We start from the raw sequence: 14683 nt of genomic DNA on the forward strand, positions 1-14683 counted from the left end.
CTACGGAAAGCGAAGCACGTTCGGAGAAGCCGGTGCGTTTCAACGCCTTCCAGATGAACACGCCCAGCCACCAGTCGCCGGGGCTGTGGCGCCATTCGCGCAACGACAGCGCGGGCTATGCGAATGCCGGCTACTGGGTCGAGCTGGCGCAGTTGCTGGAAACGGGCGGCTTCGATGCGATTTTCCTGGCCGATGTGCTGGGCGCCTACGACGTGTATGGCGGCAGCCTCGACGCCGCCCTGAAGCACGGCGTGCAGCTGCCGCTGAACGATCCGCTGGCCCTGGTGCCGCTGATCGCCCACGCCACCACGCGCCTGGGCATCGGCGTGACGGCGGCCGTCGCCTACGAACACCCGTACACCTTTGCGCGGCGCATGTCGACGCTGGACCACCTGAGCGGCGGCCGGGTCGGCTGGAACATCGTCACCGGCTACCTCGACAGCGCGGCGCGCAACCTGGGCCAGGAGCGCCAGCTCGGCCACGACCAGCGCTACGACCTGGCCGACGAATACCTCGACGTCGTCTACAAGCTCTGGGAAAAGAGCTGGGACGGGGACGCCGTGCTGCGCGACCGCGAACGCGGGGTCTACACCGACCCGGCGCGCGTGCACCCGATCAATCACCGGGGCCAGTACTACACGGTGCCGGGCATCCACCTGTGCGAGCCCTCTCCCCAGCGTACGCCCTTCCTGTACCAGGCCGGCGCCTCGCCGCGCGGCCTGGCATTCGCTGCGCGCCATGCCGAGGCGACATTTGTCAGCGGCCCCACCAAGGGCATCGTGCAGCGTTATGTCGAGAGTGCGCGTGCCGCCGTGCAGGCCGCAGGGCGCGACCCGGCCGCCTTGCGCGTGTATGCCCAGGCGCTGGTGATCGTCGGCGCCACCGAAGCAGAGGCCCGGGAACGCCTGCGCGAATACGAGGAACACATCGATATCGAGGCCTCGCTGACCCTGCTCTCGGGCTGGACCGGCGTCGATTTCTCGCGCTATGGCCTGGACGACACGGTCGAGTACATCGACACCGAAGCCGGCCGCTCGGCGCTGGCCTCGCTCAGCGTGGCCGATCCGTCGCGCCGCTGGACGGTGCGCGAAGCGGCGCGCTTCATTGGCCTGGGCGGACGCGGGCCGGTGATCGTCGGCGACGCGGCGCAAGTGACTGACCAGCTGGTCGCCTGGCTCGACGAGACCGGCATCGACGGCTTCAATCTCGCCTTTGCCCTGCCCTACGAAGACATGCAGGGCGTGGTGGAGCTGGTGGTGCCGGAATTGAAGCGGCGCGGCCGCTACCGGCAGGATAAAGAGAGCGCCACCCTGCGCGAACAGCTGCTCGGCGCCGGGCCACACCTGGCGTTCGAGCATCCGGGACGCCAGGTCAGCATCGACACGTCAATCGACACCACGCTGCGCTCCGCAGCCTGAACCAAGAAAGAAGAAGAACATGAAACGACGAAGCCTGCTTCAATTTGCCGCCAGCGGCGCCGCCCTCTCCGCCCTGCCCCTGACCAGCCGCGCCGCCGGCCTGGAAGAACTGCGCCTGGACTACGCCTATTACTCGCCCACCAGCCTGGTGCTGCGCCACTTCGGCTGGCTGGAAGAAGCCTTCCAGGCCGACGGTACGCGCATCAAATGGGTGCTCAGCGCCGGCAGCAACCGCGCCCTCGAATACCTGAACGCGAACAGTATCGACATCGGCTCCAGCGCCGGCCTGGCCGCCCTGCTGGCCAAGGCCAACGGCAACCCGATCAAGACGCCCTACATCTACTCGCGCCCGGAATGGACGGCGCTGGTGGTGCCGAAGCATTCGCCTATCCGCAGCCTGGCCGACTTGAAGGGTAAGAAGGTCGCGGCCGCCAAGGGCACCGATCCCTACCTGTTCCTGCTGCGTTCCCTGCAAAGCGTGGGCCTGCGCCGCAGCGACATCGAGCACGTCGCCCTGCAGCACGCGGACGGGCGCGCGGCGCTGGAACAGGGCCGCGTCGACGCCTGGGCCGGGCTCGATCCGCACATGGCGGCGGCCGAACTCGAAGGCGGCGCGCGCCTGCTGTACCGGAACGTGTCGTTCAACACCTACGGCTTCCTGAACGTGCGTGAAGAGTTTTTGGCGAAGTATCCGCAGCAGACCGCGCGCGTGATCGCCTCCTACGAAAAGGCGAGGCTGTGGACGCGTGCGAACCCGAGCGAAGCGGCGAAGATCCTGGCGGCCGAGGCCAAGGTCTCTCTGCCGGTGGCCCTGCTGCAGGTGAAGCTGCGCAGCGACTTCAGTCATCCGCAACCCTCGACCGAACACCTGAAGGCGCTGCAGCTGGCGGCGCCCATCCTGCGCGAGGAGTCGCTGGTGAAACCCGGCACCGACCTGAACGCGGCCATTAGCGGCCTGATCGACACCCGCTTTGCGCAGCCGCTGATTGCCCGCGCCTGACATCATGAAGCCGCACACCATCGACCTGCCGCTGCCGGCCGCAAACCCGGACGCGGCGCCGCGCAAAACCAGGCTGCTGCCGCTCGGCCTGCTGCTGCCCCTGCTGGCGGTGGCCGGGCTGGAGTTCGGCGTGCGCTCCGGCCTGGTGCCGGCCAACCTGATGCCGGCGCCGAGCGAAATCGCGTCTACGCTGGCCTGGCTGGCGCAGAACGGCCTGGCCGGCCACCTGGCCAGCAGTTGCCTGCGCGTGACCGCAGGATTCGGCATCGGCGCCAGCCTGGCCCTGGTGCTGGGTGCGGCGGTGGCGCTGAACCCGCGCACCGAGCGCCTGCTCGACCCCAGCTTCCAGGCCCTGCGCGCGATTCCTTCGCTGGCCTGGGTGCCGCTGCTGCTGCTCTGGTTCGGTATCGACGAAACGCCGAAGCTGATCCTGATTGCGATCGGCGCCTTCTTCCCGGTGTATATGGGCGTGGTGTCGGGCATCCGCGGCGTCGACCGCAAGCTGCTCGAAGTCGGCCAGCTGTACCGGCTGTCGCCGTTGGCCCTGGCGCGCCGCGTGCTGCTGCCGGCGGCGCTGCCGGCCGTGCTCACCGGCTTGCGCAATGGCCTGAGCCTGGCGTGGATGTTCATGGTCGCGGCCGAACTGATTGCAGCGAGCCAGGGCCTCGGCTACCTGCTGTCGGACGGGCGTGAATCGAGCCGCGCCGACATCATGCTGGCGGCCATCGTGGTGCTGGCCTTGCTGGGTAAGGTCAGCGACACGGCGATGGGTGCGCTGGAAGCGCGTTTGCTGTCGTGGCGCGACAGCTATGCGAACCGGGGCGCGCGATGACGGCCTTGCTGGAACTTGGCGTCGACGAAAAGCGCTACGGCGCGCGCACGGTGCTGCGCGGTTTTCATTTGCGCCTGGAAGCGGGCGAAATCGTGAGCCTGATCGGCGCCAGCGGCTGCGGCAAGAGCAGCCTGCTGTCGATTGCCGCCGGCCTCGATGGCCAGTACCGCGGCAGCGTGCGCCTGCGTGGCGGCGCGATACGCGGCACCCATGCCGAGATCGGCCTGATCTTCCAGGAACCGCGCCTGTTTCCCTGGCTGACGGTGGAGCAAAACATCGTGTTCGGCGCGCCGGATGCGCCGGATACCAGACGCGTGGCGGCCCTGCTCGAAGAAGTGGGACTGGGCGGCTTTGGCAGTTCGCTGCCGAAGCAGCTGTCCGGCGGCCAGGCCCAGCGCGTGGCGATTGCGCGCGGCCTGTACACCCGGCCGCGCGTGCTATTGCTGGACGAGCCGTTTTCGGCGGTGGACGCCTTTACCCGCATGCGCCTGCAAGACCTGCTGGCGCGCGTGGCCGCGCAGCACCGCCTGAGCGTGCTGCTGGTCACGCACGACATCGACGAAGCCCTGTACCTGAGCGACCGCATCGTGCTGATGGACGGCGTGCCCGGCCCGGCGCGCGCCGAATTCGAGGTCGGCCATGCCCGGCCGCGCGACCGCGCCGTGCTGGCCACGTCCACCCTCAAGCCGGCGATCCTGGAAAATTTGCATGCGGTGCACGCAATCTGATACCGGCCACCCTGAGAGCCTGCACGCCGCTCACGCCATCTTGCCGCAAGCCTCGGCCAGGAGCGGCCAGCGGCAGCATCAGGCGCCGCGCATCTGCGCCTGCGTGACGTTGCTGCCCGGCGCCACGCTTTGCGTCAGCCAGACATTGCCGCCGATGGTCGACCCCGCCCCCACCGTGATGCGCCCGAGGATGGTGGCGCCGGCATAGATCACGACGTCGTCCTCGACGATCGGATGGCGCGGCGCGCCTTTCACCAGCGCCCCACTGTCGTCGGTCGGGAAGCGGCGCGCACCCAGGGTGACTGCCTGGTACAGGCGCACGTGGCGGCCGATGATGGCCGTTTCTCCAATCACGACACCGGTGCCGTGGTCGATGAAGAAGCTCGGGCCGATCTGCGCAGCCGGGTGGATGTCGATACCGGTAAGCGTGTGCGCGATGTCGGCGCCCAGGCGCGCCAGGAAAGGCACGCCGAGCCGGTGCAGGCAATGCGCCAGGCGGTGATACAGCACGGCGATGGTGCCCGGGTAGCACAGCATGATCTCGGCCACGGAACTGGCCGCCGGGTCGCCGGCCAGCGCCGCCTGCACGTCGGACACCAGCAAGGCGCGGATCTCCGGCAGGCTGGCGGCAAAGGTGCGCGTGATGGCGCGCGCCTGCTCGGCCAGTTCGAGTTCGCCCAGCTCGTCGGATTCGGGGCTGAAGCGCAGCGCGCGGCGCACCTGCTCGACCAGGCGGTCCAGCGCCACGTTCAGCGTGTCGCCGACGAAGTAGTCGATGCTCTCGTCGTTCAGGTCCGGGCGGCCGTAATGGGTGGGAAACAGCGCTGCCGAGATGCCCTCGATCACCTGCTTCAGGACCTCGCGCGAAGGGAGTTCGCGCACCCGGCCCTGGTGGCGGATGTTATGGGTGTTCTCGCGCGAATGGCGCAGCGCTTCAATGATGGGGCCGAGCTGCCAGTGGTTGGCGCCGGCCGGGGGGAAGTGATTGTCGTTCATGCATCAAGCCTACTCCAACATGGCTGCTACACGAACGATTTTAATTGCACTTCTTTATTCCAGCACAATGCCCTTATGCGCTCTTGAATGTAAGCAATTTCCTCGCTGCAGCGGTTATCATCATGCGTCCAAAATGGCTAAGGAGACACGCCAACTGGGCAGCTTACAGATTGAAACCTCTCTTACAGCGGGACTGATCACATTCGACCGTTTTCCTGAGACACTACATCGTACGTACAGAGCAAACCGGCAAACGCTGGCAACGTCCTCATCACTGAATCCTGGAGTAGAAAAATGCGCATACATCACAACATCCAACGCATCGCCCTCGTGCTGGCACTGACCGCCGCATCCTCTTCCGCGTTCGCCCAGAGCGCCGAGTACCGCCGCGGCTACGACGACGGTTATGCCGCTGGCCAGCGCGACGCCCGTGACGGCGGCCGCGGCGGCCACAACCGTGACCGCCTGACCATCGACGAAGCGACCTACGGCGTGCGCGGCGCCATGTGCGATGCACGTCGCGCAGTACGCCAGGAAGCCGAGCGTAACGGTGGCCTCGTTGTCGCCGGCAATCACCTGTGCGGCGATCCGAAGCGCAATACCAACAAACAGCTGAACATCGTCTACCGCTGCGGCAATGACCGTCCTACCCAGATTTCCGCACGCGAAAACGACACGCTGCGCCTGAGCTGCTGGCGCTAAGCCAGCAAGCGCCTTCAGGGCTTCTTGAAGTGCCGGGGCAATTGCAGCACGGCCTCGGCATTCGACGCAGAAAAGCAGCGGTCGGCCGCTTCCAGTAGCGGCAGCCAGGCGTACTGCACATGCTCGCGTGGACTGAGTGTGATGGGAATGTCGCGCGGTACGCAGACCGAGAACACGTGCTCGGTATTATGCGTCACCCCCGGCGCATAGCGGTGGCGCCAGGTTGGATAGATCTCGTAAATATTTGACAATCCCCAGTCCAGCAGGCGGATTGTCTCCCCATCGGAAACAATCCCTGTCTCCTCGAACAGCTCGCGCGCAGCCGTCTGCAGCAGCGGTTCATCGAGCGCATCGAGCGAACCCGTCACCGATTGCCAGAAGCCGGGCCGGTCGGCGCGTTCGATCAGCAGCACTTCCAGATCGAAGGTGTGGATGACGACGAGGACGGATTCGGGGATTTTGTGGGGCAAAGGCGCCTCGGAGGAATCGAGACCGGCACGTGGGTAGATGTGCACGTGCCGGTTGGACGCGTGGGCACGGGGCGCCCACCCTACGACCGCGGCCGCACGGGCCGCGGTATATGTCGCCTGTTAGCCGACTTTTGGTTCGTTACGCAGGCGGATGTGCAGCTCTTTCAGCTGCTTCTCGTCCACTTCCGACGGTGCATTGGTCAGCAGATCTTGCGCGCGCTGGGTTTTGGGGAAGGCGATCACGTCGCGGATCGATTCCGAGCCGGTCATCAGCGTGACCAGGCGGTCCAGGCCGAAGGCCAGGCCACCGTGCGGCGGCGCGCCGTATTGCAGGGCGTCGAGCAGGAAGCCGAATTTCAGCTGCGCTTCTTCGGCGTCGATTTTCAGGGCGCGGAACACCTTGCTCTGGACTTCTTCGCGGTGGATACGGATCGAGCCGCCGCCCATTTCCCAGCCGTTCAGGACCATGTCGTAGGCCTTGGCGATACAGGCGCCAGGGTTGGTCTCGAGCATGTCTTCGTGGCCATCCTTCGGTGCGGTGAACGGGTGGTGGGTCGCGGTCCAGCGGTTCGCTTCTTCGTCGTGCTCGAACATCGGGAAGTCGATCACCCACAGCGGGGCCCAGACGTCGTCGAAGACGCCGGCTTTCTTGCCGAATTCCGAGTGGCCGATCTTCACGCGCAGCGCGCCGATGGCGTCGTTCACGACCTTGGCCTTGTCGGCGCCGAAGAAGATCAAATCGCCGTCCTGCGCGCCGGTCAGTTCCAGGATCTGGGTCAGCACCTCGTCGGACAGGTTCTTGACGATTGGCGACTGCAGGCCGTCACGGCCTTTTGCCTTCTCGTTGACCTTGATGTAGGCCAGGCCCTTGGCGCCGTAGATCGCCACGAACTGGGTGTAGGCATCGATTTCCGAACGCGGCATCGACGCGCCCTGCGGCACGCGCATGCCGACCACGCGGCCGCCGGTCATGTTCGCGGCGCTGTTGAACACCTTGAACTCGACCGACTTCATCAGCTCGGTCAGTTCGGTGAATTCCAGCTTGACGCGCATGTCCGGCTTGTCCGAACCGTACATGCCCATGGCGGTGGCGAAGTCCATCACCGGGAACGGGTTCGGCAGGTCGATGCCGGCGGCGTTCTTGAAGACGACGCGCATCATGTCTTCGAACAGATCACGGATTTCCTGTTCGGTGAGGAACGAGGTTTCGCAGTCGATCTGGGTGAATTCCGGCTGGCGGTCGGCGCGCAGGTCTTCGTCGCGGAAGCACTTGGTGATCTGGTAGTAGCGGTCGAAGTTGGCGACCATCAGCAGTTGCTTGAACAGCTGCGGTGATTGCGGCAGCGCGAAGAAGTTGCCTGGATTCACGCGCGATGGCACCAGGTAGTCGCGCGCGCCTTCCGGGGTCGACTTGGTCAGCATCGGGGTTTCGATGTCGATGAAGCCCAGGTTGTCGAGGTACTTGCGCACTTCCATCGACACCTTGTAGCGCAGGCGCAGGTTGTGCTGCATCTGCTGGCGGCGCAAATCGAGCACGCGGTGCGTCAGGCGGGTGGTTTCCGACAGATTGTCGTCGTCCAGCTGGAACGGCACCGGCACCGACGCGTTCAGCACTTCGAGTTGCGTGGTGTTGATTTCGATCTTGCCCGACTTCAGGTTGGCGTTGGCCGTGCCTTCCAGGCGGTTGACCACGGTACCGGTGACGCGCAGGCAGTACTCGTTACGCACATGCTCGGCGGCCTTGAACACATCCGCATTGTCCGGATGGCAGACGACCTGCACCAGGCCTTCGCGGTCGCGCAGGTCGATGAAGATGACGCCACCGTGGTCGCGGCGGCGATGCACCCAGCCGCACAGGCTGACGGTTTGGCCCAGCAGTTCTTCGGTGACGAGGCCGCAGTAGTTGGTACGCATGGAGGACATATTTTTCTCTATTCCAGGTTGGTATATCGGTTGATGCTATAACTTATTCGGGCGCGACGACGCCCATCGAGACGATGTATTTCAGCGCCGCGTCGACCGTCATGTCCAGCTCGACGACCTTGCTGCGTTCCATCATCAGGAAAAAGCCGGAAGTCGGGTTCGGGGTCGTCGGCACATACACGCTCAGGTATTCGCCGACCAGGTGATTCTTCACGTCGCCGCCGGGCGCGCCGGTGACGAAAGCGATGGTGTAGGAATCGGCATGCGGATACGGAATCAGCACGGCCTGGCGGAACGCGTTGCCCGAGGACGAGAACAGCGTATCCGACACCTGCTTGACGCTGCCGTACAGCGAGCTGACCACCGGGATGCGTTTCAGCAGGCGCTCGCCCACGCGCACGATGTAGCCGCCGACCAGGTTATTCGTCAGCAGGCCGGTGAGGAAGACGATGGCGATCGTCAGGATCGCGCCAATGCCGGGGATGTCGAAGCCGAACAGCGCGCGCGGCTGCCAGCGTGCAGGCACGAACAGCAGCGACTGGTCGAGGGTACCGATGACCATGCTCAGGACCCAGGCGGTAATCGCCAGGGGAACCAGGATCAGCAAGCCGGTAAGAAAGTATTTGCGCATCGGGTTCTCGTTGTTCTTCTTGCCGCGGCCCGGAGGCCGCAGTGGTTCAGGTCTTGCTGGTGTCGGTACCGCCCGCCTTGGCGACGGTGCCGGCAGCTGGCGCGGCAGCCGGGGCGCTGTCGCTTGACGATGCGGCCGGGGCGGCGCTGGACTCGGACGGAGCACCCGCAACGGCGCCTGGCGCGGCGCCGGTCGCCGGCGCCTTGCCGCCGCGGAAGTCGGTCACGTACCAGCCGGTGCCCTTCAATTGGAAGCCGGCCGCGGTCAACTGCTTCTTGAATGCAGGCTTGCCGCACGAGACGCAATCGGTCAGTACCGGATCGGAAATTTTTTGCAGCACATCTTTGGAAAAACCGCATTCATCGCAGCGGTAAGCGTAAATCGGCATTGGATACTCCGCAAAAATCTTCAAAACCCTGAATTATAAAGCTTTTGCCGCGCATGTTGCCGATTCGCTGTAAAGGCCCCGTGCAGGGGCAGGCAGGTAAGCTGGCATAGCATTGTTGAAATTGAGCAGTGTTGTTTTTAATCAGCATTTAGATAGATTCGTTTGCCGAGAATCAACTAAGGTGATTAAATATCATCTCTCAACGGGATGCGTTGCCGGCAGATCGGAAGAACCTGCCAGGTGAAAGAGTCAAGAAACAGAAGTTTGCGCGACGCGAGTCGCCGCATGGCCGTACAAGAACGATGTATTTCAAAAAGCCCGCGCATGCGGGCATTTTTTTTGGCGCCAGGATCAGCGGCGGCGCCAGACCATCCAGCGTTCCTTGCCGGCGAAGACAGGTAGCGAGTCGGCGACTTCGCTGTCTTCGATGCATTCGAACTCCGGCAGCAACAGCGCATCGAGCGCGGCACGCTCGATGCCGAACGGCGGCCCTTTCGGCGACTCGCCAAAGAAAAAGAACCCCGCGAGCAGCCCGCCAGATGGCAGCAATTCGGCCCAGCGCGCCGCAATGCGTGGCCACATGCTGGGCGGCATCGCGCACAGGAAAGCCTGCTCATAAATCAGGTCGAGCTGACGCGGCGGTGCATATGCAAAGAAATCCGCCTCTACCACCCTGCCCGCCCACTGCCCGACGCCCGCCCTGGCAATCTGCACGGCAGCCGGCGAAAAGTCGATCGCCGTCGCATCCCAGCTGGCCTCCATCATGCACGCCAGCTCGTGGCCGCTGCCGCAGCCGGGAATCAACGCGCTCAGCGGCCCCGGCGTACGGGCCACGAACTTGCGCAAGCCCTGCGCCACCCCGCCCCGCTCCCAGGGCGTGAATGCCTGCTCGAAACGCTCGTCCCAGAAGCCGGGGCTCAGGGGATCTCGGCTGGCGAATGCGGGCACGGGCGCAGCCATCTCAGGCCGCTCCGCCATAGCGCGTCAGCAGGGCCGCGAACAAGATTCCGGATGTGATCCCGCCCGCCAGCCAGGCGAGGAAACCGAGCAGCCGGTTGCTGCGCCGCACTTCCAGCAAGACCTGCTGCATCATCTCGTGGTTCGTCGCGCCGTGCGGATGCGAATGGTGTTCCAGCGCCTGGTGCATCAAGCGCGGCAGTTGCGGGAAGATGTGGGAATAGCGTGGCGCCTCGGCCTTGAAGCGCTCGATGAAGCCGCGCCAGCCAACCTGCTCGTTCATCCAGCGTTCCAGGTAAGGCTTTGCCGTCTTCCACAAATCCAGGTCCGGATCGAGCTGGCGCCCCAGGCCCTCGATGTTGAGCAGGGTCTTTTGCAGCAGAACCAGCTGCGGCTGGACTTCGACGTTGAAGCGGCGCGAGGTCTGGAACAGGCGCAGCAAGATCTGGCCAAAGGAAATATCTTTTAACGGCCGGTCGAAGATCGGCTCGCAGCAGGCACGCACCGCCGACTCCAGCTCGTCGACGCGGGTATTACGTGGCGCCCAGCCTGACTCGATATGGGCTTCGGCCACGCGCTTGTAGTCGCGGCGGAAGAAGGCCAGGAAGTTCTGCGACAGGTAATCCTTGTCGAAGTCGTTCAGGGTGCCGACGATGCCGAAGTCCAGCGCAATGTAGCGCCCAAACGTTTCCGGCTCGACCGACACCAGGATGTTCCCCGGGTGCATGTCAGCATGGAAGAATCCGTCGCGGAACACTTGAGTGAAAAAAATTTCCACGCCATCGCTGGAGAGTTTTTTCAGGTCCACGCCTTCGGCGGCCAGGCGGTCGATCTGCGACACGGGAATACCACGCATGCGTTCCATCACGATCACACTGCTTGAGCAATAGTCCCAGAACATTTCCGGCACCATCAGCAAGGTCGAGTCGGCGAAGTTGCGGCGCAGCTGGCTGGCGTTCGCGGCCTCGCGCATGAGGTCGAGTTCGTCGTGCAGGTATTTATCGAACTCGGCCACGACTTCGCGCGGCTTCAGGCGGCGGCTTTCGGCCCACACGCGTTCGATCAGGCCGGTCGCGATGTACATCAGGGCGATGTCTTCGTCGATGGTCTTCTTCATGTCCGGGCGCAGCACTTTCACCGCCACTTCGCGCCCGTTCTTCAGCGTAGCAAAGTGCACCTGCGCAATCGAGGCCGAGGCCACCGGCACCGGGTCGAAGCTGGCAAACAACTGGTCGGGCGCGGCGCCCAGGGAACGGGTGATCTGGGCGATCGCCAGGTCCGAGCCGAAAGGCGGCACGCGGTCTTGCAGCAGCGAGAGTTCGTCGGCGATATCCGGCGGCATCAGATCGCGCCGGGTCGACAGCACCTGGCCGAACTTGATGAAGATCGGCCCGAGTTCCTCGAGCGCCAGGCGCAGGCGGATCGCGCGCGGCGTGGTGATGCGGCGCCAGAAGAAGATGCCGTTGATGACGCGGGCGGTGCGCGGCACCCGCAGGCCAGACATTGCAATTTCATCGAGGCCATACTTAATGACGACCGTGAAGATTTTAAGCAGGCGCAGGAATTTCAATATCATCAGCTATCCAGGGTAGTGTCCCCGCTGGGGCGGGTTGTCGGAATGACGGCGCCGCGCTGCGCCGGAGTCTGCACGATGGCGTTGGCGGGAGCGACAATGACTGCCGTCGCCGTTTTTTGTGCCAAGCTTTGCGCCAATAAGTGTTCAAGTTTGGCGATGCGTTTCGCGGCGCGTTCGACGTCGTCGCGCAGGCGCACCACGCCGGCGCCGAATTCTTCCACATCGTTCGGGCGCACCAGCACCGGCCTTTCCTCGACCAGGAATTCGGCCAGGTTTTCCGCCAGGCGGCGGCCGGTGGCGCGGGCGTTCGACACGGCGCTGCGTGCGGCGCCGGCCAGGCGCATGGCGCCGATCGGGCCGAACAGGCGTTCGAGGTCGTGTTCCGGCTCCCAGCGCAAGCCCTTGCTCAGCTGCGAGACCGTGTTCGCGAATTCCGCGTCACCTTCGATGCGCACATAGGAAAAGGCGCGCTCGCGGTTCTGGGCGATCAGCGGCAGGTCGGTCAGCTTGACGTGGATGGTGACGCTGGGCACGGCGTCCGGCTCCCCCGCTTCCAGCAGCCCGTCCGCGGCCACGCGCAGGCGCACTTGCAGGTGGCCGGTGTCGATGCATGCCAGCTTGCCGTGGTGGCGACGCAGCGCCGCGCGCGCCCAGTCTTCCTCGGCCAGCAGGTGGTTGATCGCGGCGCTGGCGGTCGCGCTCAGGGTGTGCTGCGGGGACAAAAAATGTGAACTCGGAAACATGAATGTGTTCGCTAAAAAACAAAGCCGCCCGGCATAGCGCGGGCGGCTCCGATCTTACCAGTTTGCCGGGATTAAACCCCGGCGCACGGGAAAGTTTGCAAAATATTATGCCAGCTGCTGGATGCCGGCCAGGACCCAGCCGCCATTGCCCGACAGCGGTTTCGACATGTTCCAGACCTCGTTCAAGGGCTCGGTCGGCGCATTCGGCGCGGTGCGGATCAAGCCGCTGAACTGCACGCTGGCCAGGTAGTCGGTCGGCGTGGTTTCGATGCCCAGCAACTGGGCGCCGATCTCGACCACGTCGGTGTAGTCGGCGTTCGGGCCGCGTTCCTGGATCTGCATCTTCAGTTCGGCAAACACTTCCGGCGTGGTGAATTCGCGCAGGTCGTTGGCGTCGCCCTTGTCCCAGGCCGCCTGCATGCGGATGAAGCTGGCCTTGGCATGGCGCAGGAAGGCTTCGGTGTCGAAGTCGGCCGGCACACCCCAGGCCTGCGGCGCCGGCGCCGCCTTATCCAGCGACAGGCCACCGACAGGCTGCCGGGCCTGGAAAGATTGCGGCTGGCTCAGCGGCTGGGCTTGGCCGAGGCCCGAACCGATGGCCGGGGTGCCGCCCGCCGGCACCGGCTGCTGGCTGAAACCCTGGAACGATGGATTCGCCGGCGTGTCCTTGCGGCGGAACATGCGCACGATGAACAGCACGGCCAGCGCCAGCAGCGCGAACATGATCAGGCCCGACAGGAAGGACGCCATGGCGCCGCCGATGCCGAGGTGCGAGAACAGGGCGCCGAGACCGAGGCCGAGCAGCGCGCCGCCCAGGATGCCTTTCCACATGCTCGGACGCTTGGTAGCTTGAGAAGCCGCAGCACCAGCGGTGGCTCCCGCCGCCGCTGGTGCCGCGTTCGGCTGCGCCGCCTGGCGATTCACCGGCGCGGACGGGGCCGGCGCCGGCGGCGGCGCCTGGCGCACGGTCTGCGACTGGCGGCCGAAGGAACGCTTGCCGCCCATCGGGCGCGCGGTGGCTTCGGCAATCATCGCCGTGGTGGTCAGCGCCAGTACGGCGGCAACGAATAACTTTTTCATGGTGCGCTCCTCACATCTTGATGCCGGTGTGCAGGGCTGCCACACCCGCCGTCAGGTTGTAGTACTGCACGCGTTCGAGCCCGGCGTCCTGCATCATGGTCTTCAGCGTTTCCTGGTCAGGGTGCATGCGGATCGATTCGGCCAGGTAACGGTAGCTTTCCGAATCGTTGGCGATGCGCTGGCCCAGCCATGGCAGTACCGAGAACGAATACACGTCGTACGGCTTTTGCAGAGGCGCCGCCACTTTCGAGAACTCCAGCACCAGCAACTTGCCGCCGGGTTTCAGCACGCGACGCATTTCCGCCAGTGCCTGGTCCTTGTGCGTCATGTTGCGCAGGCCGAAGGCCACGCTGACCCGGTCGAAATAATTGTCCGGGAACGGCAACTTCTCTGCATCACAAAGCAAGGTGGGGGTGACTAACCCTTTATTCAACAGACGATCGCGGCCCACGCGCAGCATCGATTCGTTGATGTCGGTGAGCCAGACTTCGCCGCTCGGCCCCGCCTGTTTGGCAAAGGCCTTGGACAGGTCGCCGGTACCGCCGGCAATGTCGAGCACCTTGAAGCCCGGACGCACGCCGGCCTGGGCAATGGTGAAGGTTTTCCAGATACGGTGCAGGCCGCCGGACATCAGGTCGTTCATGACGTCGTATTTCGCCGCGACCGAATGGAATACCTTGGCGACTTCGTGGACCTTGTCGTCCTCGGAGACCGTTTTGTAGCCGAAATGGGTGGTGTTGGTCATAGTGCTCTGCCGGTTGATCTTGCCGCATTATACAAGCGACATGCAGCCGGGAGCGCTGGCGCCCGGCTGCAAGGCAGGTGCGGGTTCCGGGGACAGGAAATGAAGAATGACCAAAACCGCTACTGCATAAAATTATTGCACGTGCAAGGACCACACAACACTGTTGCATAAGTGGTACTTAGCCCGAAAAAAATTTTCCTAAGCAAAAGCGCAGTATTGATTTACTTCTTCTATCAAGCATGCAAATCGCATAAAGAGAGAAATGCAGAGCTGTTCGCTACCTGATTCTCACCAATCTGCACATCTTTGTTAAAAGCAATAAACGGATTTAACAAAAGAAACTTACTACGCATAATTTTTTGCTAATAGGCAATAAATGTCACACAAGCTCACGAGCAAAATTTCACATTAACAATTTACGCCAGTAAATTTAACAACCACTTAAGAAGGGGCGGTCTCAAGAACCAATTGCAACACCGGGGTTAATGGATCGC

General features: G+C 64.0%; 15 protein-coding genes. 5 read left to right on the forward strand and 10 right to left on the reverse strand.

Going from position 1 to position 14683, the window contains the following annotated elements; translation table 11 throughout:
* Positions 1–32: 32 nt before the first annotated feature.
* The 4 genes from QWL29_RS18840 to QWL29_RS18855 are packed head-to-tail and all read left to right on the forward strand — an operon-like array spanning position 33 to position 3978.
* Positions 33–1418, forward strand: coding sequence for an LLM class flavin-dependent oxidoreductase (locus tag QWL29_RS18840; protein ID WP_305824415.1), 1386 nt, complete (start codon positions 33–35; stop codon positions 1416–1418).
* A 19-nt stretch (positions 1419–1437) separates the two neighbouring features.
* Positions 1438–2418, forward strand: coding sequence for an aliphatic sulfonate ABC transporter substrate-binding protein (locus tag QWL29_RS18845; protein WP_305824416.1), 981 nt, complete (start codon positions 1438–1440; stop codon positions 2416–2418).
* 4 nt (positions 2419–2422) lie between these two features.
* On the forward strand, positions 2423–3250 hold the full coding sequence (locus tag QWL29_RS18850; protein WP_305824417.1) for an ABC transporter permease: 828 nt from the start codon (positions 2423–2425) through the stop codon (positions 3248–3250).
* Positions 3247–3978: an ABC transporter ATP-binding protein gene (locus tag QWL29_RS18855; protein WP_305824418.1), complete on the forward strand. Its 732-nt coding sequence runs from the start codon at positions 3247–3249 to the stop codon at positions 3976–3978. The genes QWL29_RS18850 and QWL29_RS18855 overlap by 4 nt, the downstream gene beginning before the upstream one ends.
* Before the next feature lie 78 nt (positions 3979–4056).
* Here the strand turns inward: QWL29_RS18855 and epsC are convergent, their stop codons facing one another.
* Positions 4057–4974, reverse strand: a complete 918-nt coding sequence (gene epsC, locus QWL29_RS18860) for a serine O-acetyltransferase EpsC (protein ID WP_305824419.1) — start codon at positions 4972–4974, stop codon at positions 4057–4059.
* 294 nt (positions 4975–5268) lie between these two features.
* Here epsC and QWL29_RS18865 point away from each other — a divergent pair, with 294 nt between their 5' ends.
* Positions 5269–5676: a hypothetical protein gene (locus QWL29_RS18865; protein ID WP_305824420.1), complete on the forward strand. Its 408-nt coding sequence runs from the start codon at positions 5269–5271 to the stop codon at positions 5674–5676.
* A gap of 14 nt (positions 5677–5690) precedes the next feature.
* Here QWL29_RS18865 and nudB read toward each other — a convergent pair whose 3' ends face one another.
* From nudB to ubiE, 9 genes are all read right to left on the reverse strand, one after another.
* Positions 5691–6146: a dihydroneopterin triphosphate diphosphatase gene (gene nudB / locus QWL29_RS18870; protein WP_305824429.1), complete on the reverse strand. Its 456-nt coding sequence runs from the start codon at positions 6144–6146 to the stop codon at positions 5691–5693.
* A 120-nt stretch (positions 6147–6266) separates the two neighbouring features.
* A complete protein-coding gene (gene aspS, locus QWL29_RS18875; RefSeq protein ID WP_305824421.1) occupies positions 6267–8069 on the reverse strand; it encodes an aspartate--tRNA ligase in 1803 nt (600 codons plus the stop codon).
* 43 nt (positions 8070–8112) lie between these two features.
* Positions 8113–8700, reverse strand: coding sequence for a DUF502 domain-containing protein (locus QWL29_RS18880; protein WP_305824422.1), 588 nt, complete (start codon positions 8698–8700; stop codon positions 8113–8115).
* Positions 8701–8746: 46 nt separating this feature from the next.
* Positions 8747–9088: an FmdB family zinc ribbon protein gene (locus tag QWL29_RS18885; RefSeq protein WP_305824423.1), complete on the reverse strand. Its 342-nt coding sequence runs from the start codon at positions 9086–9088 to the stop codon at positions 8747–8749.
* Between the two features lie 351 nt (positions 9089–9439).
* Complete coding sequence (locus tag QWL29_RS18890; RefSeq protein WP_305824424.1) at positions 9440–10048, reverse strand: methyltransferase domain-containing protein; 609 nt, start codon at positions 10046–10048, stop codon at positions 9440–9442.
* A gap of 1 nt (position 10049) precedes the next feature.
* The gene (gene ubiB, locus QWL29_RS18895; protein WP_305824425.1) at positions 10050–11621 is read right to left on the reverse strand and encodes a ubiquinone biosynthesis regulatory protein kinase UbiB; all 1572 of its coding nucleotides are present in this window, start codon (positions 11619–11621) and stop codon (positions 10050–10052) included.
* A complete protein-coding gene (locus tag QWL29_RS18900; RefSeq protein ID WP_308635757.1) occupies positions 11621–12364 on the reverse strand; it encodes a ubiquinone biosynthesis accessory factor UbiJ in 744 nt (247 codons plus the stop codon). The genes ubiB and QWL29_RS18900 overlap by 1 nt, the downstream gene beginning before the upstream one ends.
* Positions 12365–12469: 105 nt before the next feature.
* Positions 12470–13444, reverse strand: coding sequence for a Tim44 domain-containing protein (locus tag QWL29_RS18905; RefSeq protein ID WP_305824426.1), 975 nt, complete (start codon positions 13442–13444; stop codon positions 12470–12472).
* 10 nt (positions 13445–13454) lie between these two features.
* Complete coding sequence (gene ubiE / locus QWL29_RS18910) at positions 13455–14189, reverse strand: bifunctional demethylmenaquinone methyltransferase/2-methoxy-6-polyprenyl-1,4-benzoquinol methylase UbiE (protein ID WP_305824427.1); 735 nt, start codon at positions 14187–14189, stop codon at positions 13455–13457.
* Positions 14190–14683 lie beyond the last annotated feature (494 nt).

Source organism: Massilia brevitalea (assembly GCF_030711405.1).
Taxonomy (GTDB): domain Bacteria; phylum Pseudomonadota; class Gammaproteobacteria; order Burkholderiales; family Burkholderiaceae_D; genus Telluria; species Telluria brevitalea.